The sequence below is a fragment of the Vibrio sp. 10N.247.311.51 genome (assembly GCF_041467855.1).
Lineage (GTDB): Bacteria > Pseudomonadota > Gammaproteobacteria > Enterobacterales > Vibrionaceae > Vibrio > Vibrio coralliirubri.
Map to the genome: position 1 here is coordinate 32,876 of NZ_JBFSVK010000034.1, position 24,441 is coordinate 57,316.

Annotated in this window: 20 protein-coding genes and 1 pseudogene; 8 read left to right on the forward strand and 13 right to left on the reverse strand. The window is 46.0% G+C overall.

Features of this window, described 5'->3' with window-relative positions:
* Positions 1-46: 46 nt before the first annotated feature.
* From aroB to pilM, 7 genes are all read right to left on the reverse strand, one after another.
* Complete coding sequence (gene aroB / locus AB6E85_RS22720) at positions 47-1,135, reverse strand: 3-dehydroquinate synthase (protein ID WP_372144341.1); 1,089 nt, start codon at positions 1,133-1,135, stop codon at positions 47-49.
* A 25-nt stretch (positions 1,136-1,160) separates the two neighbouring features.
* Entirely contained in the window at positions 1,161-1,679 is a 519-nt protein-coding gene (aroK, locus tag AB6E85_RS22725) for a shikimate kinase AroK (protein ID WP_017061125.1), read from the reverse strand.
* Between the two features lie 176 nt (positions 1,680-1,855).
* Complete coding sequence (locus AB6E85_RS22730; RefSeq protein WP_372144342.1) at positions 1,856-3,574, reverse strand: type IV pilus secretin PilQ; 1,719 nt, start codon at positions 3,572-3,574, stop codon at positions 1,856-1,858.
* A 35-nt stretch (positions 3,575-3,609) separates the two neighbouring features.
* A complete protein-coding gene (locus AB6E85_RS22735; protein ID WP_017063694.1) occupies positions 3,610-4,128 on the reverse strand; it encodes a pilus assembly protein PilP in 519 nt (172 codons plus the stop codon).
* Positions 4,115-4,726 (reverse strand): type 4a pilus biogenesis protein PilO, encoded by a 612-nt coding sequence (locus tag AB6E85_RS22740; protein ID WP_372144343.1) that lies wholly within the window; start codon positions 4,724-4,726, stop codon positions 4,115-4,117. Before AB6E85_RS22740 ends, AB6E85_RS22735 begins: the two co-directional genes overlap by 14 nt.
* Complete coding sequence (locus AB6E85_RS22745; protein WP_086774525.1) at positions 4,719-5,318, reverse strand: PilN domain-containing protein; 600 nt, start codon at positions 5,316-5,318, stop codon at positions 4,719-4,721. The genes AB6E85_RS22740 and AB6E85_RS22745 overlap by 8 nt, the downstream gene beginning before the upstream one ends.
* On the reverse strand, positions 5,302-6,327 hold the full coding sequence (pilM, locus tag AB6E85_RS22750; protein ID WP_372144344.1) for a type IV pilus assembly protein PilM: 1,026 nt from the start codon (positions 6,325-6,327) through the stop codon (positions 5,302-5,304). Before pilM ends, AB6E85_RS22745 begins: the two co-directional genes overlap by 17 nt.
* Positions 6,328-6,478: 151 nt before the next feature.
* Between pilM and AB6E85_RS22755 the strand changes: the two genes are divergently transcribed.
* Positions 6,479-9,040: a penicillin-binding protein 1A gene (locus tag AB6E85_RS22755; RefSeq protein WP_202910129.1), complete on the forward strand. Its 2,562-nt coding sequence runs from the start codon at positions 6,479-6,481 to the stop codon at positions 9,038-9,040.
* Between the two features lie 111 nt (positions 9,041-9,151).
* Here the strand turns inward: AB6E85_RS22755 and oxyR are convergent, their stop codons facing one another.
* The gene (gene oxyR / locus AB6E85_RS22760; protein WP_017061132.1) at positions 9,152-10,045 is read right to left on the reverse strand and encodes a DNA-binding transcriptional regulator OxyR; all 894 of its coding nucleotides are present in this window, start codon (positions 10,043-10,045) and stop codon (positions 9,152-9,154) included.
* On the opposite strand from oxyR, the pseudogene AB6E85_RS22765 reads away from it, so the two are divergent.
* The 3 genes and pseudogenes from AB6E85_RS22765 (at position 10,044) to AB6E85_RS22775 (ending at position 12,737) form a co-directional block, all read left to right on the forward strand.
* Positions 10,044-10,224 (forward strand): annotated as a pseudogene (locus tag AB6E85_RS22765) (hypothetical protein). The gene oxyR and the pseudogene AB6E85_RS22765 sit on opposite strands and share 2 nt — an antisense overlap.
* A 44-nt stretch (positions 10,225-10,268) precedes the next feature.
* Complete coding sequence (locus AB6E85_RS22770) at positions 10,269-10,997, forward strand: glutathione peroxidase (protein ID WP_017061133.1); 729 nt, start codon at positions 10,269-10,271, stop codon at positions 10,995-10,997.
* A 273-nt stretch (positions 10,998-11,270) separates the two neighbouring features.
* Positions 11,271-12,737: a dihydrolipoyl dehydrogenase gene (locus AB6E85_RS22775; RefSeq protein WP_372144345.1), complete on the forward strand. Its 1,467-nt coding sequence runs from the start codon at positions 11,271-11,273 to the stop codon at positions 12,735-12,737.
* 274 nt (positions 12,738-13,011) lie between these two features.
* On the opposite strand, the gene AB6E85_RS22780 is transcribed toward AB6E85_RS22775, so the two are convergent.
* Positions 13,012-13,359, reverse strand: a complete 348-nt coding sequence (locus tag AB6E85_RS22780) for a RidA family protein (protein ID WP_004729674.1) — start codon at positions 13,357-13,359, stop codon at positions 13,012-13,014.
* Positions 13,360-13,446: 87 nt separating this feature from the next.
* On the opposite strand from AB6E85_RS22780, the gene AB6E85_RS22785 reads away from it, so the two are divergent.
* Entirely contained in the window at positions 13,447-13,695 is a 249-nt protein-coding gene (locus tag AB6E85_RS22785) for a DUF3624 domain-containing protein (protein WP_372144346.1), read from the forward strand.
* A gap of 243 nt (positions 13,696-13,938) precedes the next feature.
* Here the strand turns inward: AB6E85_RS22785 and argH are convergent, their stop codons facing one another.
* The 4 genes from argH to argC form a co-directional block, all read right to left on the reverse strand.
* Positions 13,939-15,813: an argininosuccinate lyase gene (gene argH / locus AB6E85_RS22790; protein ID WP_017061136.1), complete on the reverse strand. Its 1,875-nt coding sequence runs from the start codon at positions 15,811-15,813 to the stop codon at positions 13,939-13,941.
* 347 nt (positions 15,814-16,160) lie between these two features.
* Entirely contained in the window at positions 16,161-17,372 is a 1,212-nt protein-coding gene (locus tag AB6E85_RS22795) for an argininosuccinate synthase (RefSeq protein WP_017061137.1), read from the reverse strand.
* A 113-nt stretch (positions 17,373-17,485) separates the two neighbouring features.
* Entirely contained in the window at positions 17,486-18,274 is a 789-nt protein-coding gene (argB, locus tag AB6E85_RS22800; RefSeq protein WP_139685153.1) for an acetylglutamate kinase, read from the reverse strand.
* 12 nt (positions 18,275-18,286) lie between these two features.
* Complete coding sequence (gene argC / locus AB6E85_RS22805) at positions 18,287-19,291, reverse strand: N-acetyl-gamma-glutamyl-phosphate reductase (RefSeq protein ID WP_017063685.1); 1,005 nt, start codon at positions 19,289-19,291, stop codon at positions 18,287-18,289.
* A gap of 153 nt (positions 19,292-19,444) precedes the next feature.
* Here argC and argE point away from each other — a divergent pair, with 153 nt between their 5' ends.
* From argE to AB6E85_RS22820, 3 genes are all read left to right on the forward strand, one after another.
* The gene (gene argE, locus AB6E85_RS22810) at positions 19,445-20,581 is read left to right on the forward strand and encodes an acetylornithine deacetylase (protein ID WP_372144347.1); all 1,137 of its coding nucleotides are present in this window, start codon (positions 19,445-19,447) and stop codon (positions 20,579-20,581) included.
* A gap of 252 nt (positions 20,582-20,833) precedes the next feature.
* Positions 20,834-23,470 (forward strand): phosphoenolpyruvate carboxylase, encoded by a 2,637-nt coding sequence (ppc, locus tag AB6E85_RS22815; protein ID WP_017063683.1) that lies wholly within the window; start codon positions 20,834-20,836, stop codon positions 23,468-23,470.
* Positions 23,471-23,843: 373 nt separating this feature from the next.
* The gene (locus AB6E85_RS22820) at positions 23,844-24,383 is read left to right on the forward strand and encodes a PadR family transcriptional regulator (protein ID WP_010435321.1); all 540 of its coding nucleotides are present in this window, start codon (positions 23,844-23,846) and stop codon (positions 24,381-24,383) included.
* The last annotated feature ends 58 nt before the right edge of the window (positions 24,384-24,441 follow it).

Below are 24,441 nucleotides of genomic sequence, written 5' to 3' on the forward strand. Positions count from 1 at the left end.
ACGCTTCAGTTGCCTAGAGTTTAGCTAGGCAACCTCACAACCAAATTTAAAGAGTACGGCAGAAATCGATCGCTTGTTTAATGATGTCTTGAGGCACATCAGCAACCACTTCAGCAGTACCAATACTTGTTGGTAATACCAAACGCAACTGACCAGACAGCACTTTTTTATCGCGCATCATGTGCTTCATAAAGTCTTCAAAAGACATGCTTTCTGGCGTATGGATTGGTAGTTTCGCATTCTTGAGTATAGAAATAATTCGCTCAAGTTGCTGCTGAGAGATCAGCCCCTGCAATTGAGCAGTTTTCGCTGCCATTACAGTGCCTGACGACACAGCTTCACCATGTAGCCAATTACCATAGCCTAGTTCTGCTTCAATCGCATGACCAAATGTATGACCTAGGTTCAATAACGCTCTGATTCCTAACTCTTTTTCATCTAAAGCCACCACTTCAGCCTTAATTGCACAACAACGAGCAATCGCGGTGATCAGTGCCTCTTCATCAAGTTGATAAAGTTTCTCTAGATTCTGCTCCAACCAATCAAAGAAGGCTTCATCGTAAATGATGCCGTATTTGATCACCTCAGCAATGCCAGCTGCAAACTCACGCTCTGGAAGCGTTGATAAGCAGTTAGTATCGATGATCACAGATTTCGGTTGGTAAAAAGCGCCGATCATATTCTTGCCAAGAGGATGGTTTACTGCGGTTTTACCACCAACAGAAGAGTCCACTTGAGAAAGAAGGGTCGTCGGGATTTGAATGAAATCAATACCGCGCTGGTAACAAGAGGCAGCAAAACCGACCAAGTCACCGATAACACCACCACCTAAAGCAATCACCACCACATCGCGGCTGTAATTTCCTTCAAGCATGTAGCTCATCACTGAATTGAACGTTTCAAGGGTTTTGTACTGTTCACCGTCTGGCAGCTCGAGAAGAGATGTCTGACAGCCGACTTGATCCAATAGCGATAAAATTTTATCAGCATAAAGAGGCGCTACTGTCACATTACTGATAACAACAACTTTCTGCTTACCTGATAAAAAAGAAAGGTACGCCGGGTCTTCAAATAACCCGGCGCCAATAGAGATAGGGTAGCTACGCTCAGCTAGATTGACCGTAATCCGTTCCATGGGTTTGCTCTCCGAAAAAATGAACTTAACGTTCTTCTAGCATTTTTACGATCTGGTTGGCTACCACTTTTGCACTTTGGTCGTCAGTACGAACTGTGTAGTCCGCCACTTCTTCGTATAGTGCGTTGCGAGATACAGCTAGATCTTCTAGCACATCACGCGGGTTGTCTGTTTGAAGTAGAGGGCGTTTCTTGTCGCGGTTAGTGCGAGCAAGTTGCTTTTCAATTGTTGTCTCTAGGTATACAACAATGCCTCGTGCAGATAGACGGTTACGGTTTTCTTTGCTCAACACTGAACCACCACCTGTCGCAAGAACAATACCTTGTTCTTCTGTCAGATCATTGATTACAGATTCTTCGCGCTTACGGAAACCTTCTTCGCCCTCAACATCAAAAACCCATGCGATGTCTGCGCCAGTGCGCTCTTCGATCACAGTGTCAGAGTCTAGAAACTCCATATGAAGTTGGGAAGCTAGGTGTCTACCAATTGTACTTTTGCCGGCGCCCATTGGGCCAACAAGAAAAATATTGCGTTTCTCAGCCATGTTTTTAGCAGTAATTTACAACGTTAATTCAATGACATCGCCACAAGGTAGGTCAGTACAAGTACTGAAATTAAAAGGCCCGTGGCACCGATTCCTCACAGATAATTCGTGATAAGACCCGAAATTATCAAGGTTAGGTGCCACTAATGCAACTTTATTTTTAATCTAATTGTTCATTACTGAATCACAACTTTGGGTGTGACAAAAATAAGTAGTTCACTTTTACCCACATTTTCATAGCTGCGACGGAACAATGCACCCAAAACTGGCAGGTCTCCCAACAGAGGAACTTTATCCACCGTACTACTCACGCTGTGCTGAAATATCCCGCCAAGCACGACAGTTTCACCATTATTAACAAGCACTTGCGTACCTATTCTTTGCGTGTCAATTGCGACTGCTTCACCGGTTCCGGTTTTTACCACTTGCCCTGGTCTATCTTGAGTCACGCTCAAATCCAATACCAAACGATTGTCGGGCGTGATCTGCGGTGTCACCTTAAGACTCAATACAGCTTTCTTAAACGCAACCGATGTAGCGCCACTTGAAGAGGACTCTAAGTAAGGAATTTCAGTACCTTGCTCAATATAAGCCGGCTTTTTATTGGTGGTGATTAAGCGTGGGCTAGAAATGATTTCAGCTTTCGACTCTTGTTGCAGTGCCGACAGTTCAAGATCAAGCAAGGTATCTGAGCCCAGCTTGGCCACCTGAAATGCAATACTCGAGGCGTTCGGCGATGTTGCTCCTAAATTGACGTTGAGATAGTCATCAATCACGCTGCTGCCGCTATCGTCGTCATACGGCGTAATCGTTGATGGGTGGTTACCTTCGATTGAACCGCCAACGGTGAAGCTACCGTTGGTTGAAGAAACGCCCCAGCGCACGCCAAGCTCATCTAGGTTACCCTCGGTAACCGTGACAATACGTGCCTCTATCTGCACTTGCTTCACGGGAATGTCTAGCGATTCAATGATGCCTCGGATCACGGCAATGTTTTCTTCCAATTCACGAATGAGCAGTGAGTTGGTGCGCTCATCAATGGTAATTGAACCACGATCGGACAACATGCTCACCGCACCTTCACCACCAATCATGTCAGCAATGTCGGTGGCTTTTGCAAAATTAATCTTGATGATTTCCGATTTAAGCTCCCCTAACTCCTCTTCTAAGCGAGATTTTTCTAACGCTTGTTGCTCTCGAAGGTCGAGCTCCGCTTTCGGCGCGACCAAGATAACATTGCCATCAACACGCTTATCCAAGCCTTTAACTTGCAAGATAATGTCGAGAACTTGCTGCCAAGGTACGCCATCTAAGCGTAACGTCAGGTTTCCGGCTACCGAATCAGACACCACGAGATTGAAGTCGTTGTAGTCGGCAATCAGCTGCAGGACATTTCGTACTGGGATATCCTGGAAGTTAATCGATATCAGCTTACCCTCTTTCTCTAGAATGCTTTTTTCTTTGGTCGCTTCATCGATCACCGGTTTGCTGATCACCACCTCAATAAAGCGTCCCTTTAGATTGTATTCATACTGATAGTCATTGCTAATCGTCGCTAGAAGCCGAGTGCTTGGTGTCTCTTTATAGACTTCAATACCTTCAACCAAGGTAGCGAAATCCTTCACATCCAGCAGGTAGAGCTTGTCATCATCAACCTGAGTATTGATTAGCTCGATACTTAACCCTTCCTGAGCTCGTTGAACATCCACCACTGCTGTGCTGGTCGCCAGCTCAATAATGATGACGGCGTCTTTATCCTTATTGACCCTAAAATCAATATTCTCCAATTTGTTCGGTAAGCTCTCGGCATGGCTGAGCACGCTAACAACCAACATCACAGACACAGCAAAACCTTGTAGAGCCTTGCTCACTAATCCACTTATTCCTTTAATCATATTTACATCTCATATCCACATCATGTGACATTGGTTTACTTCAGAGCTAGCCTAACGTTGCGCTTATGCCAACAACCTAAGCCATCTGGAAGAGTTTCATTAATCTGAACGTATTGGCTCGTCACCTTAGTAACTCGGCCATTGTTTAAGCCGATAAACTGGCCTTTCTTAACGTTTACCACGTTGCCTTTCGGTGTTTGCACTAAGCCAAACACGCTTGAGCCACTGCCCATCACGCCTCTCAAACGAAGCTTACTCAGCGGGTACTTCTCTAACTTGCCATTACGAGAACGGGCGCTGGGTTGCCAACAGTCTTTCTTAACCAAGGGTTGGTTTTGCACAATGGCTTCTTTAGGCAGTTCAAAGGGAGGACGCAAAGATCGGCGCTGATAAGTCGCCGCCGTGAATTCAGTTGCTGGGACAAGTTGCTCGACGTCTTTTCTCGCCTTGGCTTCAACCTGCGCGACAAAGTCTTGCAGTGAGTCTTGATTAGCCTTGCAGCCTGACAACGCAAGCATCAATACGATTGAGTAAAACGCGCTATTGGGTTTCATCATTGACCTCCGATTTAAACTGGTAGGTATAAGCTCGAACCCTAAAGTGCAGCGTGCTACTTTCTTGGCTGACTCGCTGCCAATTCACATCATCAAAGCTGATAATGCGCGGCAGCTTGGCGATGGCAGCAGAGAAGTCCCCAATCTCGTGATAGTCACCTGTCAGCTCAATATTGAGAGGTAATCGATAAAGGAACTCCTTGTTCTGCTTTTGCCCCCAATCAATTCGCGTAAACGTCAGCGCGTTATCCAAGCCGAGCTCATTCACTGAGGCCAACATACTCGCCAACTCCTTTTGAACAGGTAGCTGCTCTAACAAGTAATCGTAACGGCTGGTTAACTCATCTAATTGGTTCTGAAGTTTAGGCAAGGCTGCAACCTTATTAGCCTTTATTCTCAAGGTCGTTTTTAAGGTCTGCTCCTGTTGCTTCATCTGTTTCAGCTCCTCATCGAGCGGCAGCACATAAAGCCAAGTGCCAACACTTTGGATTAACACTATCAACACCAGAATCACGAGAAGCTGAGGCAATAATGGCCATTCGGTGATCTCATCAACATCGAGATCTTGCAAGCTCATCCTATTTTGAAGGTTAGCCATGATGCGCCCCCTTATCTTTTCTGCTCGCGGTTGTGTTGTCTAAAGACACAGGGCTAAACACAAAAGAGACCTTGAAGGTCTGGAACTCTTTATTAAAGCGCTTGCGGTTATGAACGATAGAGTGCATCTCGACCCCTTTCAGGGAATCTGAACGCTCGAGGTTATCCAACATGGTGGCGAGACGAGCAGTACTGTCGCTGATGCCCGACATTTCAATCTCCTGACCATTCATCTTTATCTTGTCGACATATACGCCCTCAGGAATCAGTTCCGGCATCAGGTTCATAAAGTCGGTGGTCTTATTGCGGCCAAGCTGCAGCGACTCCACTACATCAAGACGAGTCAGAATGGCTTTGTGTTCTTGCTCTGCGACTTTTAACGACTGAATTTGTCGGTCGAGCTCAGCAATGTACTGATTGAGGTAATTGAGGCGAGCTTGCTGCTTGGCTTGTTGGTCGTGAAAATAGTGACCAACCGCCCATTGCCCTATAAGCGCAATGATGACGCCAAGAATGACCAGATGGATAAAACGCTTCTTGTGCTGAGCACGAATCTCATCACGCCACGGCAGCAGGTTAATTTGATGCAACATGCTTCTCTCCCTGCCACTTGACTCCACTCATCGCCATACCCGCCGCGATACCAAAGTGTTGCCAGTCCATCGGCAGTCGGCGTCTCTTGGCGACCTTATTATCAAACAGAGACAAAGGATTCAATGACTCACAGCTCAGCTGAAAATGACGTTCTAGCTCTTCGGTTACCATAGGAATGCTGGCGCCCTCGCCCATCAGCCAGATCCCAGAGATAGGTTGCTGCGCATTTCCCGATGAATAAAGCTGCAATTGACGCTTGAGCTTCTCAATCAGGTTAACAATGAATTGATGTGTCTCTTCCATAGTACCGAACACGCTCTCGATATCATTCGGGTCATCTGAGCTGCGAAGATCTTGAGTGCCAAAGGCGATGTCTTTATAGAAAGGCGCCGAATTCTGCGGGATAACCCCTAGCGAGGTTTGGTCGATTCCAACATCCACCAGCAGCCAGTTTTTCTTATCGGGATACAGACGCGAGGCCAATTGCCAGATATTGAGTAGCCCATGCGCCTGTGTATCCACCACCACAGGTTTAAAACCAGCCTTAGTTAATGCATCCGATCGGCTATCCACCACTTCCTTACGAGTAGCGTATACCTGATAACTGCTTGTCGAACCTTTACCAAATCGTTTGTCTTCCAGCTTTACAAAATCTAAACTCAGCTCCTCGATAGGAAAGGGAGATTGATGGGCGAAGGTTTGATAGATAGAAAACTCTTTTTCTCGGTCTTCTAACTCACTCTCTATTTGCAGTACTTTGCTGATCACTGTGTTATCAGGTACCGAAATGGCGACGTTGCGACAGCCAAAAGGCAGTCCTTTCCTAAGTTCTTTAAGTTTCTTAACAGTTTTCTGATACTCCAAAGTATGGTTAGCTGTAAAAATGTCGTCCGAAATCGGCAGCTCTTTGTATCCCACTAGGGCATACAACTCCCCCACGGGTTTTAGTACCACGGCTTTGATGCTGTGATGATTTATATCTATACCTGTAATTAATGATGAACCCATGTGACCTAGCTCCTGAAGTGCCAAGCATTTCGTTGATTATCTAGGGGTTGTGATTATTAGTTAAATAAGCGTTAATAAACGAAAGCTAAGTTTTTAGCCTAGAGTACAAGGGTTTGCTGCTTATCAGCCTTAACTAATCAGGGATTATCCGGTGAAGTTCATAAAGCGATTATTCATATTTACATTGATTTGCATGATTCTTGGAGTCAGTACAATTTTCGGGTTTTATTATTACGTAAAACCAGAGTTGCCTGATGTTGCCACTTTGCGTGACGTAGAACTCCAAACGCCGATGCAAGTCTTCAGTCAAGACGGTAAGCTGATCTCTCAATTTGGTGAAAAGCGTCGTAATCCAGTGACTTATGACGAGATTCCTCGCCACTTAGTTGAGGCTCTGATTGCCACCGAAGATAGCCGTTTCTATGAACACCCAGGTATTGACCCAATCGGTATCACACGTGCCGCACTCGTGGTTGCCATGTCGGGTTCAGCAAAACAAGGTGCGAGTACTATTACTCAGCAGCTTGCGCGTAACTTCTTCTTATCTAATGAGAAAAAGATCATGCGTAAGATCAAAGAGATCTTCATTGCGATCCACATTGAGCAGCTTTTGAGTAAAGAAGAGATCATGGAGCTTTACGTCAACAAGATCTTCCTTGGTCACCGTTCGTATGGTTTTGGCGCGGCAGCACGTGTTTACTTCGGGAAGGATCTTCCTGATCTAACGCTAAGTGAAATTGCGACGCTTGCGGGTATGCCAAAAGCACCTTCGACAATGAACCCTATTTACTCTGTTGAGCGCGCGACTAACCGTCGTAACGTTGTATTGCGTCGTATGTTAGACGAGAAATACATCACTCAAGCAGAGTTCGATGACGCTCGTAGCGAAGAAATTATCTCGAAATACCACGGTGCAGAGATCGAACTAAGCGCGCCCTATGTTGCTGAAGTTGCACGTGCTTGGATGGTGGAACGCTACGGTGAAGAAGCTTATACATCAGGCATGAAGGTCTACACGACCGTGGATTCGAAACTGCAAAAAGCAGCGAACCAAGCCGCGATTAAGAACCTACTTGGCTACGATGAGCGTCACGGCTACCGTGGTGCTGAAAAAGTATTGTGGCAGACTGCGCAATCAGCGTGGGATCAAGAACAAATCGTTAAACACCTTAAGTCTCAACCAACCTATGGTGACTTAGTCCCTGCTGTTGTTACCGCGGTTGATTCGAAAAGTGCTCAAATTTGGGTTAAGAACCAAGGTGAAGGCACTATCGAATGGCAAGGCATGAACTGGGCGCGTAAATTCCTAACAGATAACCGCCAAGGACCAGCGCCTTCTCAAGCGAAAGAGATTCTGGCGGTTGGTGAGCAAATCTGGGTTCGCCATGAAGCCGTTACCGGTGATGAAGTCTCTGAAGAGCCGACAGAAGAGTCAGTGACTGCAGAATCAGAAACACCGATTGTATGGCGACTAAGCCAAGTACCGAATGCGAACACCGCATTTGTTGCAATGAACCCGAACAACGGCGCGGTATTGTCGATGGTGGGTGGCTTTAACTTTGTTCACAACAAGTTCAACCGTGCAACGCAATCTATTCGTCAAGTGGGTTCTGGTATCAAACCCTTTATCTACTCAGCGGCGATTGAGAAAGGCTTAACACTAGCCTCACTGATCAACGATGCACCGATTAACCAATGGGATAAGAGCCAAGGTACAGCATGGCGACCAAAGAACTCGCCACCGACTTACGTGGGTCCAACTCGTCTACGTATTGGCTTAGCTCAGTCTAAAAACGTAATGGCGGTACGTGTACTGCGTGAAGTAGGCCTAGATGATACTCGTAACTACCTAACTCGATTTGGTTTTGATATTGACGAAGTACCGCGCTCTGAAACCATTGCTCTGGGCGCTGGTAGCTTAACGCCAATGAAGGTAGCTCAAGGTTACTCAGTATTCGCTAATGGCGGCTACTACGTTGAACCTTTCTACATCAGCCGCATTGAGACACCATTTGGTGAGACTGAATTTGAAGCGACACCAAAAGTGGTTTGTAAAGACGATTGCCAACAGCAAATGACCTCAGACCCAATGGCTGATGAGTTTGCAGAGCAAGATGTGGATGCCAAAGTACAATACGCACCTCAAGTTATCTCTGAACAGAACGCATTCCTTGTTCGTGAAATGATGTACAGCAACATCTGGGGTGGCGGTGATTGGAGCGCAGGTACTGGTTGGAACGGTACAGGTTGGCGTGCACAGCCGTTGAAGCGTCGTGACATAGGCGGCAAAACGGGTACCACCAACGATTCGAAAGATACTTGGTACAGCGGTTACGGACCTGGCATGGTTGCAACGGTATGGGTTGGTTTTGATAACCACAACCGCAACCTAGGCAGAACCAAAGCGAACTCAAATCTTGGTAAGAACCAAATTACGGGTGCAGAAGCTGGCGCGAAAACAGCAGAACCTGCATGGGTTGATTTCATGGGTACGGCGTTAGCGGGTGTTCCTGCTGAGCGTAAAGAGATTCCAGAGAACATCGTCCGTGTTCGTATCGACCGTGAAACTGGCTTACTGACCAATAAGTTCGATAGCTCATCAATGTTCGAGTACTTCGAGAAAGGCACAGAGCCAACCGAGTACATCACTGAACGCTTCAATGATGACATCTACTCAACCTCATCAGGTGAAGCAGTAGAAGAACTGTTCTAACTAAGGTTTGTAGAATCTAGTAAGATGAACCAACAAAAAGGGTTGATATGCATTCATATCAACCCTTTTTTTATATCTATATCTGACCAGCTTGAGCTCTGAGATCGAGTGTTAAGCTGTTTTCTCCAGTTGAGTTCGGATAGTCTCAGCCAATTGCTCGAAACGTCCCTTCAATGGAGAACCCGGACGGTAAGCCACGACAATTCGACGTGAAGGTGTTGGATTCACCGCTGGCACGTAACACACACCATCTTTCTGCTTTTCCTTTGGCACCGATAACTGAGGTAGCAAGGTAATACCCGCCCCCGCCGCGACCATGTTACGCAGCGTTTCTAAGCTGGTTGCCTTAAAACGTTCATCGTCTTTTGCGCCCGCAGCAAAACAGAAGCCCAAGGCTTGGTCTCTTAAACAGTGACCGTCACCTAGCGCCAGTACGGTTTGTCCATTTAGCTGCAGCATATCGACCGTGTCTTGCTGAGCCCACTCGTGATCACATGGGACAGCAACACTTAACGGCTCGTCATACACATCAATCTCTTTAAACACCGCCGTTTCATCAACCGCAGCCAGTACCAAGCAATCAAGCTTGCCATCTTCAAGTTGGCTCACTAACTGATGGGTCTGAGCTTCATGTAGGTAAAGCTCAAGATCTGGGAAGCTCTCTTTAAGATGAGGAACAATCTTAGGCAAGATGTAAGGACCCACGGTGGGAATAAAACCAATGTGCATTGGCCCCGTCATCGCTTCACCGTGTCCACTCGCCATATCTTTAAAAGTTTTCACTTCATTGAGAATACGCTTGGCTTGTTCAACAAGTTGTAACCCTGATTCTGTAAATATTACCTTCCTTGGACTACGCTCGGTTAACTGAAGTCCAATTTCATCTTCGAGTTTGCGTATTTGACCGCTTAGTGTCGGCTGACTGACAAAGCACGCTTCTGCCGCTTTTCGGAAGTGTTTATGCTCTGCGAGCGCCACCAAGTATTCAAAGTCACGAATGTTCATGATCAGTCTCTTACCTCAGGTTTTAATAAGAACAAGGGTTCTAATAGAAACATTTAAAATAAAAAATGCTCTTGATAGAATTTACCTATCAAAACCATAACATCAAACGATTAGAGCTATCAAAGGATTTATCTAATAATGGGCTCAACGAAACGAAACAGAGCGAAGAAAAACGTTAAGCTCTGATAGAACAAAATTAAAAATACTATTTAAGGAAATCAATATGTTTGCATCTAAAGAAGGTCAATCAATCCCTCAAGTAACATTCCCAACTCGCCAAGGTGATGCATGGGTTAATGTAACGACTGAAGAGCTATTCAAAGATAAGACAGTTATCGTATTCAGCCTACCAGGTGCGTTTACACCAACATGTTCTTCAAGCCACCTTCCTCGTTACAACGAGCTACACTCTGTATTCAAAGAAAACGGTGTTGATGACATTCTGTGTGTTTCAGTAAACGACACATTCGTAATGAACGCTTGGAAAGCTGACCAAGAAGCGGAAAACATCACATTCATTCCAGATGGTAACGGTGATTTCACAGATGGCATGGGTATGCTAGTTGAGAAAAACGACATCGGCTTCGGCAAACGTTCATGGCGCTACAGCATGCTGGTTAAAAACGGCGTGGTAGAAAAAATGTTCATCGAAGAAGATGTACCAGGCGACCCGTTCAAGGTTTCTGATGCTGATACTATGCTTAACTACCTTGCTCCTGAGCACAAAGAGCAAGAGTCAATCACAGTATTCACTAAGCCAGGCTGTCCTTTCTGTATGAAAGCAAAACAGAACCTAATCGACAAAGGTCTGAACTACGAAGAAGTGGTTCTAGGTAAAGATGCAACAACAGTAAGCCTACGTGCAATCTCTGGTCGCACTACCGTTCCTCAAGTATTCATCGGTGGCAAACACATCGGTGGTAGCGAAGAACTAGAAACTTTCCTAGGCTAATCGCTTCATCGCCGATATAGGCTTAGAAGTATCCGCTAACCCACCCTCTTGTGGGTTAGCCATTCCAAACGCTCTTATCTGAGTTTTGGAAAAAGAATATAGCTGGCGACTCGCCTGTCTTTTACTAACCTATAGTTAGCAATAAAAGCAGAGTCACAAGCTAAACCTAATAAAACAGAATCACAAAACTGACCCACTATCCTGACTCTCAAGAAACCACCAGAGTTGGAGGGGTTTGTTCAAACCAAATTTAGCCATTGCGAGAAAATTATTATGAAACAAGTCAATGTAGATGTAGCAGTTATCGGGGGCGGTACGGCAGGTTTAGGTTCTTACCGCGCTGCAAAAGCACACACTGACAGTGTCGTGATGATTGAAGGCGGCCCTTACGGTACAACCTGTGCTCGTGTTGGTTGTATGCCATCTAAACTGCTTATTGCAGCAGCGGAAAGCGTACACCAAATCGAGAAAGCTCCGGCTTTTGGCGTTCACCCACAAGGTGATATCGAGATTAATGGCCGTGAAGTGATGGACCGAGTGAAGTTTGAACGTGACCGTTTTGTTGGTTTTGTTTTAGAAGGTGTTGATGAAATTCCAGAGCAAGACAAGATCTCTGGCTACGCAAAATTTTTAGACGACAACACACTACAAATTGATGACCACACGGTTGTCACCGCTAAACGTATTGTTATCGCAACTGGCTCTCGCCCTGCATACCCTGCCGTTTGGAATGAGCTTGGTGATCGTCTGATCATTAACGACGACGTGTTCAGCTGGGATGATTTACCAGAATCGGTTGCGGTATTTGGCCCTGGTGTTATTGGTCTTGAGCTTGGTCAGTCACTGCACCGCTTAGGTGTGAAGACCAAACTGTTCGGTTTGGGTGGTCAAGTTGGCCCAGTTACCGACCCAGAGATCATGGCTTACGCAGATAAAGCTTTCAATGAAGAGTTCTATCTAGATGCCGACGTGAATATCGAAAGCATGAAGCGTATTACCACTGAATCGGGTGAGGCTCGCGTCGAAATCCAGTTCATCAATAAACAAGGTGAACTAGAAACTAACGTCGTCGAATACGTACTGGCAGCAACAGGTCGTCGCCCTAACACTGACAAGCTTGGCCTAGAGAATACCTCTCTAGAACTTGATGAACGTGGTGTGCCAATCGCAGACCACTACACGCTACAAACATCGCTACCATCAGTATTTATCGCTGGTGATGCGAGTAACCAACTGCCTCTACTGCATGAAGCAGCAGACCAAGCTCGTATTGCGGGTGACAACGCAGGTCGCTTCCCAGAAATTCGAGCAGGCCTACGCCGCTCTAAAATCTCGGCAGTATTCTCTGACCCGCAAATCGCAATGGTTGGTGAAACTTACAAAGAGATTACCACACGCTTAGGCACATGTGGCTGTTTCGCAACGGGTGAGGTGTCTTTCGAGAATCAAGGCCGTTCACGAGTGATGCTACGCAACAAAGGTATTCTGCACGTTTACGGTGAGCAAGGTACAGGTCGCTTCCTAGGTGCTGAAATGATGGGACCAAACGCAGAACACTTGGCTCACCTATTAGCTTGGGCACACCAGAACAAGATGACGGTTTCTGAAATGCTAGACATGCCGTTCTACCACCCAGTAACCGAAGAGGGTGTGCGAACTGCGCTACGTGACCTGAATGCGAAACTGCACCTAGGTCCAGAGATGGTGAAACACTGTCTGGATTGTGGTCCGGGCTGTTAATCTCAGACTATCGTTAGTCAGTTAACAAACGCTAGATACTAAAAAGGAAAGCCATTGGCTTTCCTTTTTGTTTTTGGCAACGAGCAAATAACTGATTCCCGACCACGCTCCTTCGTCGCTACCGGGAATGACGCTGCTTTAAATACTGAGCAAATCCGAAGCCCAATAAGAACAACGCATAAACCAATCCAAGCTTTAACTCGTCATTCCAGAATCGAGGGACGAGGTATCTGGAATCTCTTGAAGCAATTGCCTGTCGCTAAATACTTAGCTATTACTTCTCAGCAGCAATCACAGAGATCTCAACAAGTAGTGCTTCACGAGCCATGTCGCCAGTCACACATGCGCGAGCTGGAGCGTGACCTTCTGGAACCCATGCATCCCAAACTGCGTTCATTTCTTGGAAGTCTTTCATGTCTTTCAAGTAAATCGTTGCTGACAGCATGTGCTCTTTGTCGCTGCCTGCTTGCTCAAGTAGGGCTTCGACTTTATCCAGCATCGTTTGTGTTTGCTCAGTGATGTCTTTGGTTGCATCAGCACACACTTGGCCACATAGGTAGATAGTGCCGTTGTGTTTAACAATACGGCTCATGCGTTGTTTGGTTTCTTGGCGCTCAATCATCGACTTTCTCTCTCTGTGTCACCGTGATCCAATATCTTGTGACGTGTTATTATCAGGGCAACAAGCATAACGCGAATCAAACCCAAGATGACATGCATTCATTGCAATAAAAGTGAAAAAATCCGTAACAAGCTCGGTCGTTGCCAGCGTTGCATGAATCAGCTGATGGTGTTGTCGATTTTGAGTTGGGGAGTATGGTGGCTATTTTTCAGAGAAGACCCAAAAACCATCAATGCCATCGCTTTGATGATGGCCGCTTTCGCATTCAGTGGCTCGCTGTCGCTGCATTGGGTAATGAAGTTTGTCGTGCTGCCTTTAAGGAACAAAAAGCGTTAACAGAGAGACGTTGCTAGATAAGCGATAAAGGCTAGATGTCCAATTAAATAACTCGCCTTAGCAAGTCGTCATCACTTCCCAAACAGCAGATAGAAAAAAGCCCCAGAACCAATCGATTCTAGGGCTTTCTTAGAAAATTCTAAGAAAAAGCAGTGGTACTTTAATAGACCGGGCTTTTCTTAGTTTGTTCCCAAAAAAGATCATATTTTTGATCTTTTTTTTAGGAACTATAAAATCAATGCCTTATGCAACATTAACCTTAGCAATAATCTGCTCTACCAAGTTCACTTCCAACGCCACTTCATCACATGCATGTTGACGAGGACACTGGTCACAATCTTTCAGAACCTTCTCAGGCAGTAGAGATTTCGATGTCGGTAAGAAATCATGCTTCATGAAGAACTCAGGTGTACGAGTCAGCACAAACACCTTCTTGATGGCCATTTGTCGCGCTTTCTCAACCAAGTGCTGCACAATCGCGGTACCCTGCCCTTGACCTTGCCAGCCAGCCTCAACACCGAGCGAGCGAATCTCCGCTAAGCCAGAGTCATACACATAAAGCGATGCACAACCTGTCACCTCACCATGATGCTCTGCGACCGCAAACGAGCCAATATCACGCACCAGTTCATTACGAGAACGAGGCAGGTTTTCACCCATGTTCGCCCAGTAAGCGACCATACCTTCTAACGCTTCAATATCGGTCAGACGAGCAGGACGAACCTTGACGATGGAAGTGTCACGCTGTGATAAACGTTTCTCAGCTTGGTCAACCGCGTAAGCCACTTGCTGTGGAGATACACCGCCTAGCGCGCTACGTTTTTCAAGACACGATTCAATGGTCAGGATGTCATACACATCCTCTTCAATCACCTCAGAGAACTCTTTCATCTCCGCGATGGTTAATTCTTCTAATGCGCAGCCTTTGGCAATCGCCGCCACTACTGTTACACCAACAATATGGTGAGCTTCACGGAAAGGAATGCCTTTCGCTACTAGGTAATCAGCCAGTTCAGTTGAGTTTGCATAGCCTTGCTTCGCCGCTTCAAGTGTACGTTCGCCGTTCACTTTAATGCCGTCAAAACAGAGCGCTGCCATTTCCATACAATCATTCCAAGTATCTAAAGCGTCGAATAGACCTTCTTTATCTTCTTGCATGTCTTTGTTGTACGCCAAAGGCAGAGCTTTTACTGTCATCATCATTGCCGCTAATGAACCGTATACACGGCCAGTTTTGCCACGGATAAGCTCTAGCGCATCTGGGTTTTTCTTTTGTGGCATCAGAGATGAACCTGACGTCACGGTATCCGCTAACTCGATGAAGTTTGATTCACCTGAGTTGTAGAAAATCATATCTTCTGCAAGACGCGAAAGGTGAAGCATCGAGATAGAAGCAATCGACATTAGCTCCATCACATGGTCACGGTCAGAAACTGAATCTAGAGAGTTGCGCGTTGCACGACGGAAACCTAAGTTGTGAGCTAACTCTTCACGGTCCATCGGGTAAGCCGTTCCAGCAAGGGCACCAGAACCCAGCGGACATGTATCTAGACGCTTAATCGCATCATTCAAACGTGAATAGTCACGCTCAAGCATTTCAACGTAAGCCAAGCACCAGTGAGCAAAAGTTACCGGCTGAGCACGTTGTAAGTGAGTGTAGCCAGGCAGCACGGTTTCTTGATGCTGAGAAGCAACGTTCACCATTTGGCTTTGTAGGCGATCCAGTGCCAATAGCAGCTGGTTACCTTGCTGACGACACCATAGTTTCAGGTCGGTCGCCACTTGGTCGTTACGAGAACGGCCAGTGTGAAGTTTTTTGCCCAAGTCACCGACTTTGCCGATAAGTTGCTGCTCAACCCAGCTGTGAATATCTTCTGCATCAGAACGTAGAATCTGTTCAGGATCTTCCATCACCTCAAGTTTTAGCTCATTCAGCGCTAACTCAAGCTTCTGTTGCTCTTCTTCTGTTAATACGTTGACCGACAGTAGAGCTTTAGACCAGGCAATTGAGCCCACAATGTCTTGCTCAGCCAATCGGTAATCAAAACGAAGAGAATCGTTAAAATCTTTGAACCGGGTGTCTGCTGCTTGGGTAAATCTACCGCCCCATAATGCCATTGTGTATCTCCTAATTGCACAGTGCTCACTGTTTTTGCAAATGATAATTCTGATTAAGATTCAGTATTTTTCTGATGGTTTAAACTTACGGCAATTCAAAATGAAAATAAAGTATTAATTCATTATTTTAACATATTTATTCACCAACAGTTCAATCCATTGATTATTTTTAGCGTGGAGCGCGAATTATATGCCATCCGATAGGAAAAACCGAAGCTGATTTATTAGGCAAATAGAAAGTAAAAAGCCCACTCACTAATCAATAGTGAATGGGCTTTGCATAATAATGTCTGTTTACTGACCTTCAACCTTTCGCTAAAGGCTAGCTCACTAACTCATTGTTAGGATTACTTTTGGCTATTCAGAGCACGGATACGGCTTGACAGCGAGTAAAGGCGGATGAAGCCTTCAGCGTGGCTTTGGTCGTAAACTTCATCTTCACCAAAGGTTGCAAACTCTTCTGAGTACAGGCTGTTGTCAGAACGCTTCTGAGTCACCGTTGCATGGCCTTTGTAAAGTTTGATAACCACTTCACCATTCACGTCTTGTGCTAGCTCTTCTGTCGCGGCAAGGATTGACTTACATAGTGGAGTGAACCAACGACCATCGTATACAAGGTGAGAAGCCTTAACACCTAGCTCTTCACGGAATTCGAATGCCGCTTTATCAAGAACTAGTTGCTCTACTGCACGCAGTGCTTCCATCATGATTGTGCCACCCGGAGTTTCGTAACAACCACGAGACTTCATGCCAACAAGACGGTTCTCTACGATATCGATACGACCAACACCGTGCTTAGCACCCTTCTCGTTTAGGTAAACCAGTGCGTTGTATGGCGTCATTGTTTCGCCATCAACCGCAACCACTTCGCCTTTTTCAACTTTAAGTGTCACTGTTTCAGATTCGTTTGGCGCTTGCTCAGGGTCTACAGTCCAAGCCCAGCAATCTTCGTTAGGTGCATTCCATGTGTTTTCAAGAACGCCGCCTTCTGTTGAGATGTGCCATGCGTTTGCATCACGCGAGTAAATCTTAGTAAGAGAAGCCGTACAAGGGATGTTACGCTCTGCTAGGTAATCTAGACACTCTTCGCGACTCACTAGATCCCATTCACGCCATGGTGCAATTACGTGTAGGTCTGGTGCTAGTGCAGCAAATGCGCCTTCAAAACGAACTTGGTCGTTACCTTTACCTGTACAGCCGTGACACAGTGCGTCTGCACCTACTTTACGTGCGACTTCAACCTGTGCTTTCGCAATGATTGGACGCGCCATCGACGTACCTAGTAGGTATTTACCTTCGTAGTAAGCGCCCGTTTTCAGCGTTGGGTAGATGTAGTCAGCAACCATCTCTTCTTTAAGGTCTGCGATGTAACACTCAGATGCACCAGAAGCTTTTGCTTTCTCTTCGATACCAATCAACTCTTCGTCGCCTTGACCAACATCCGCAACAAATGCAACCACTTCACAGTCATAGTTCTCTTTCAACCATGGAATGATTACTGATGTGTCTAGACCGCCAGAGTAGGCTACTACAACTTTCTTTACGTTAACTTTGCTCATTTTCTTTCTCCTAGTTTCCATACTGCACATGGCGGTCAGCGTTGGAAATGACTTCATAATTATATGTTTATTTAATTTGTCTAAATTCTTTAAGTAGTGACTCGTTGTGAGACCTACTGAGGTAAAAACTGTGTTCCTATGCTTTTACCTGAAAACAGTTGTGTTAGCTTTTCTGGGTATCGCCAAGTGGCAACTTCGATTGGTCGTCCAAGGCCGTTAGCGGCTTCTAGTGCAGCTTGAACCTTAACGATCATGCCGTCAGTAATCACTTTACCTGTAATAAGGTCATCAGCTTGTTGTTGATTAAGGCTTGGGATGAGGTGGCCTTTGCCATCCAACACACCACTTACATCAGAAAGCAGTACCAGTTCAGCATCAAGCGCGCCTGCAACCGCAACCGCAGCTTGGTCGGCATTGACGTTCATCAGTTGGCCTTGTTCAGTTAGACCAATTGAGCTGATGATTGGCAGTGCGCCCGCATTAAGAATCGCTTGCAGAACGGTTGAGTCGCCCGGCTCCGCTTTTCCTACCGCGCCCAGTTCAGGGTTTAGTTCACTCACTTTGCATAAACCACCGTCTGCAAGGCTCAAACCAACGGCATTGATACCGTCTTTAATTGCCTGACCTTGAAGTAGTTTGTTGGCTGTGCCCGCTAATGCACCAGCGATCACAGGGATCTGGTCATAAGGAGTAACACGTAGCCCTTCTTTCTTAACGGTTTCGAGGTTCAACTTATTCATCAAATCATCAACAAGGTAACCGCCGCCGTGAACAATCACGATTGGTCGTTGTGCCTGTTGTTGGTAAGCAGAGATCGCACCAAATAACTTGCTAAGTGTTTCACCACAAGATAGCGCAGCGCCACCTAACTTTATGATTAATGGTTGATTATTAAGGCTCATATCTAGATTCCCTTACACTAGCGCAGTTAATGGTGCAAAACCATAACGTAAATTTAAACACTGCATCGCTTGGCTAGATGCACCTTTTAATAAGTTATCAATCGCTGAAACAACGATGATGTGCTGACCTTGAACCTTCCAACCTAAGTCGCAGAAAGGCGTCTGTTCTACATCTTGAATTCTTGGCAATGTCTCTTCGAGTAATCTCACCGCAGGTTTACCTTGGTAAGCTTGCTCGAAGGCATCTTGTATCTGTTGTTCTGTCACGCCTTCAGCCAATTTCATGGTGATGGTCGCCAAAATACCGCGCTTAAAGTTGCCGAGGTGCGGAGTGAAAATTACATCACATCCTAAATGTGCGGCCATTTCAGGTTGATGACGGTGATTGAATACACCATAAGCTTGCAGGCTCACTTCGCAGAAGCTGTTAACCATCGTCGCCTTGCGGCCCGCACCAGTCACACCACTAGTTGCGTTAATCACTGGCCATTGGTTTTCATCCAGTAACTTGGCTTCAACCAAAGGCTTAATCGCCAGTTGTGATGCCGTTGGGTAACAACCCGCTACCGCGACAAGCTGAGCTTCTTTAATTTCTTGTTCGTTCCATTCCGCTAAACCGTAAGCCGCTTTGTCTAGCCATTGTTCGTGTTGATGTTCAAAACCGTAAAACTCTTGATAGAAGTTTTCGCCTTTAACTCTGAATGCACCCGATAGGTCGAAGACTTGGCAATCGTTCTCTAGAAAGATTGGCGCTAGGTCGTGACTGACTTCGTGTGCCGTTGCTAAGAAAATCACATCAGACTGTTTAGCTACTTCTTCCGGATTTGTTAAAGGTTGTACTGGCATATCAATCAAGCCAGCTAACTTACCGTGCAGTGCTGCAATAGGTTTACCTGCGTCTACACTATTGGCTGAGACATATAAACCTGATAGCGTGAGCTCAGGGTGTCTGTTTATCATTAGAGCCAGTTCTGCTCCTGTGTAGCCGCTTGCGCCAATGATCGTGGTTTTCAACATCTCAACACATCCATTCCTGAGGTAAGTTACATTTCAAATTTGACTATTCATACTTAATTTTTAGCTTTATTTGATTTCTTATGCATTAAATATGATTTAATATGTGTTTTACCGACTTATGGTTTTCCTGTCAATAGTAGAAGTGAAGTTATTATGCAATTACCGAGTTTTCTTGAGGTCTACAAAGGCCTAATTTCCACAGACTCTATTAGCTCGACCGATCCAAGCTGGGATCATGGCAACGAGAAAGTGATCGAAAAAATGGCTCAATGGTTTAAAGACGTAGGCTTTAGCGTTGAAGTCGTGGAAGTCGAGCCCGGCAAGCATAATATGGTCGCTAAGATGGGATCGGGCGAAGGTGGCTTGCTACTCGCAGGACACAGCGACACAGTGCCATTCGATGAAGGACGTTGGAACTTCGACCCTCACGCACTAACAGAACACAACAATCGCTTCTATGGGTTAGGCACGGCCGATATGAAAGGCTTTTTCGCTTTCGTTTATGAAGCGGCAAAGAAGATGGATTGGAGCAAACAGACCAAGCCGCTATATGTATTGGCAACCTGTGACGAAGAGACCACCATGTTAGGTGCGCGTCATTTCACTGAAAATGCACCGTTTAAACCGGATTACTGCATCATTGGTGAGCCAACTAGCCTAGTGCCGATTCGTGGTCATAAAGGCCATGTTGCCAATGCAGTGCGAGTAACGGGTAAATCAGGTCACTCTTCTGATCCTGCATTAGGTGTCAACGCCATCGAGATCATGCATGAAGTGTTGTTCGCTTTAATGCAGCTGCGTGACAAGCTAGTCAAAGAATATCACCACCCGGGTTTCGCAATTCCAAACCCAACGCTAAACCTTGGCCATATTCACGGTGGCGACAGTGCCAACCGTATCTGTGGTTGTTGTGAGCTGCACTATGATGTGCGTCCTTTACCAGGTATCAGCCTAGATGGCTTGGATAACATGCTGCGCAGCGCACTTAAGGAAGTGGAAGCAAAATGGCCGGGCAGAATTGAGATTACACCTCTGCATGAACCTATCCCAGGTTACGAGTGCCAACACGACCATCCATTTATCGGTGGCATGGAATCCGTTTGTGAGATTGAATCGCAAACCGTGAACTACTGTACTGAAGCGCCTTTCCTTCAAGAACTTTGCCCAACCTTAGTTCTGGGTCCGGGCTCAATCGACCAAGCTCACCAACCAGATGAGTTCCTAAGCTTCGATTTTATCGATCCAACGATTGATGTTCTGAGTAAATCGATCCGTAAATATTGTTTCTAGTTATTACTTTTCTTCCAATATTTTCGTATAAAAGCCACCCGAAAAGGTGGCTTTTATTCTGCCATCCCTGACACAGCCTGATCTTGTAATTAAATTTCACTTTAATTCCGAACTATTGGAAAATTTACTTCTCCCGCATTTCGAAAACTAATAATTGCAAACTTAGAATGCTTTATTTGACTAGATACAGCACTTTTCGCTAGATTGTGTACTTAACAAGGAACAATGGATGTAATTTTTTTACGAGGCAGGATGACAATGAACGAGAAATACGCCGCTCTCAAGAGTAACGTAAGCATGCTGGGACGCTTGCTAGGTAACACAATCCAAGATGCACATGGTGACGTTATCTTAGAGAAAGTGGAGACTATCCGTAAACTTTCCAAATCCGCCCGCGCAGGCAACAAAGCTGACCGTGACAGCCTAGTTGAAGAAATCAAAAACCTGCCGAACGAACAACTCACTCCTGTTGCTCGTGCATTTAACCAATTTCTCAACCTCACCAACATGGCAGAGCAGTACCACACCATCTCTCGCCACTGTGAGGAGCATGTTTGTGAACCAGACGTGCTGCAATCTCTATTTTCCAAATTAAACCAGAATGACATCAGCAAGCTAGATGCGGCTCAAGCCGTTCGCGACCTGAACATTGAACTCGTTCTGACTGCACACCCAACAGAAATCACTCGTCGCACCATGATCAACAAGCTCGTTAAGATCAACGAGTGTCTGTCTAAATTAGAATTAAGCGACCTATCACACAAAGAGCGCGTGAAAACAGAACGTCGCCTAGAGCAACTTATCGCTCAAGGTTGGCACTCAGATGTGATTCGTCAGCAACGCCCTACGCCACTTGATGAAGCGAAATGGGGCTTTGCGGTTGTTGAAAACTCACTTTGGGAAGCTGTGCCAGATTTCCTACGTGAAATGGATGGCCGACTAAAAGGCTACCTTGGTGAAGGCCTGCCAATTGATGCGCGCCCGGTACACTTCTCATCTTGGATGGGCGGCGACCGCGATGGTAACCCATTCGTAACGCACACCATCACCAAAGAAGTACTGCGCCTATCTCGCTGGAAAGCCGCTGACCTTTACCTAGGTGACGTAAACGAGCTGATTACCGAACTGTCGATGACTAAGTGTAATGATGCCGTTCGTGAACTAGCGGGTGATGAGCACGAAGCTTACCGTGCAATCCTAAAAAGCCTACGTACTCTGCTGAACAACACGTTAGAAGTGCTTGATGCGAAACTGCATGATGCTGAAGTACCGAAGAAAGAAACACTGCAGAACATCGACCAACTTTGGACACCGCTGTACGCGTGCTACCAATCGCTGCACGAATGTGGCATGGGCGTAATCGCAGACGGTTCTCTACTTGATACCCTGCGCCGCCTAAAAGCATTCGGTGTACACCTAGTGCGTCTCGATGTTCGTCAAGAAAGTACACGTCACTCAGATGTGTTGTCTGAACTGACTCGCTACCTAGGCATTGGCGACTACGACCAGTGGAGCGAGCAAGACAAGATCGCTTTCTTAACCAATGAATTAAGCTCAAAACGCCCACTACTTCCTCGTGATTGGGAGCCATCTGAACAGGTTAAAGAGGTTTTGGACACCTGTAAGGTCATTGCTGCTCAACCTCGTGAAGCCTTCGGTGCTTACGTGATTTCTATGGCTCGCACTGCATCGGATGTACTGGCTGTTCACTTGCTGCTGCAAGAGTGTGGTTGCCCATACCGCATGGACGTATGTCCGCTATTCGAAACGCTAGATGACTTGAACAACTCAGAAGCGGTAATGAAGCAGCTAATGAGCATCGATTTGTACCGTGGCTTTATCCAAAACCATCAAATGGTGATGATTGGATACTCTGACTCAGCGAAAGATGCTGGCGTAATGTCTGCAGGTTGGGCTCAATACGACGCGATGGACAAGCTGGTTAAGGTTTGCGACGAAGAAGGCATTGAACTGACTCTATTCCACGGTCGTGGCGGTACGGTTGGTCGTGGTGGAGCTCCGGCGCACGCAGCCCTTCTCTCTCAGCCACCTAAGAGCTTGAAAGGCGGCTTACGTGTAACTGAGCAAGGCGAAATGATCCGCTTTAAGCTGGGCTTGCCAGATGTTGCCGTAAACAGCTTCAACCTATACGCAAGTGCGATTCTAGAAGCGAACCTTCTGCCACCACCAGAGCCTAAACAAGAGTGGCGCGACCTAATGGAAGTGCTGTCTCAGGTCTCTTGTGAGGCTTACCGTAACGTGGTTCGTGGTGAAGAGAAATTCGTACCTTACTTCCGTCAAGCGACGCCTGAGCTGGAGCTAGGTAAACTGCCTCTTGGTTCTCGCCCTGCGAAGCGTAACCCGAATGGCGGCGTAGAAAGCCTTCGTGCAATTCCATGGATCTTCTCTTGGAGTCAAAACCGTTTGGTACTTCCTGCATGGTTAGGTGCTGGTGAAGCGATTCAATACTCAGTTGACCAAGGCCATCAAGCGCTACTTGAAGAGATGTGTCGTGAATGGCCATTCTTCTCAACTCGTCTGGGTATGTTGGAAATGGTTTACTCGAAGTGCAACATGGAAATTGCGAAGTACTACGACCAGCGTCTTGTTGACGAAGAGCTATTACCTCTGGGTGAGTTACTGCGTGAACAGCTACAAAAAGACATCAAAGCGGTACTGAATGTAGAAAATAACGAGAACTTGATGCAAAGCGACCCTTGGGGGCTTGAGTCAATTCGCCTACGTAACATCTACGTTGAGCCACTAAACATGCTTCAAGCAGAACTGCTTTACCGTACTCGTAAGTGTGAAACACCACCAGCAGAGCTCGAAGAAGCGCTAATGGTGACGATTGCAGGTATTGCAGCAGGTATGCGAAACACTGGTTAATTAGTGATTCCTACTATAACCCGATCAGCATTTATATCTAAAAAAAGAACAAAAGGTCGCCACACGCGACCTTTTTATTTTGCAAGATAACCACTAATGAGTATTTTGTCAGTTTTTTGGGTTATTTTGTCCATGTATTCTACTTTATGCTTATTATTTAGATATACTACTGCTCCGCTGCGGAAACACTCCAAAAAAATAATCTGCAGCAATTTGACCAATAAACTGGTCAACCTAGGTGATAAACGGCTTTGTAAGGTGACATAACCAACCGATGAGTTGGTGCTACTTAGACATAACCAATATAACGTGCCATTAGAAGCACACTTGTTGTTTAAGTATTTGTTTACTGTTTACCATTTGGATTTCAGACATGTCATTACCACACGTAATTCTAACCGTTTTAAGTACACGCGATGCTACTGGTTACGATATCACAAAAGAATTCTCCGCAAGCATTGGTTACTTCTGGAAAGCTAGCCATCAACAAGTTTACCGCGAGCTAAATAAAATGGCTCAGAACGACCAGGTAACTTGCGTGCTTGAGCCTCAAGAAGGCAAACCTGATCGTAAAGTTTACTCTATCACTGATGCTGGCCGTGGCGCGCTAGGTGAATGGTTTGAACAACCAACTGCACACCCAACCGTTCGTGACGAGTTCTCAGCTAAGCTAATGGCTTGTGCTGTACAACCTTCTGACGCTTACCGTGTACAACTTGCTGAGCTAGTAGAAGAGTCTCGCAAACTGGTTTCTCACTACAAAGAAATCGAAGCAGCTTACTACGCAACGCCATCGACACTAGACAAGCAAGCACGCCTTGAGCGTCTAACACTTCGTCGTAACCTACTTATCCGTGAAGCATGGATTGTATGGGCTGAAGAAGTACTGCTTGAACTTGGCGCTCTAGCTTAAGTTAAGCTAGAAGCTAGAAGCTAGAAGCTAGAAGCTAGAAGCTAGAAGCTAGAAGCTA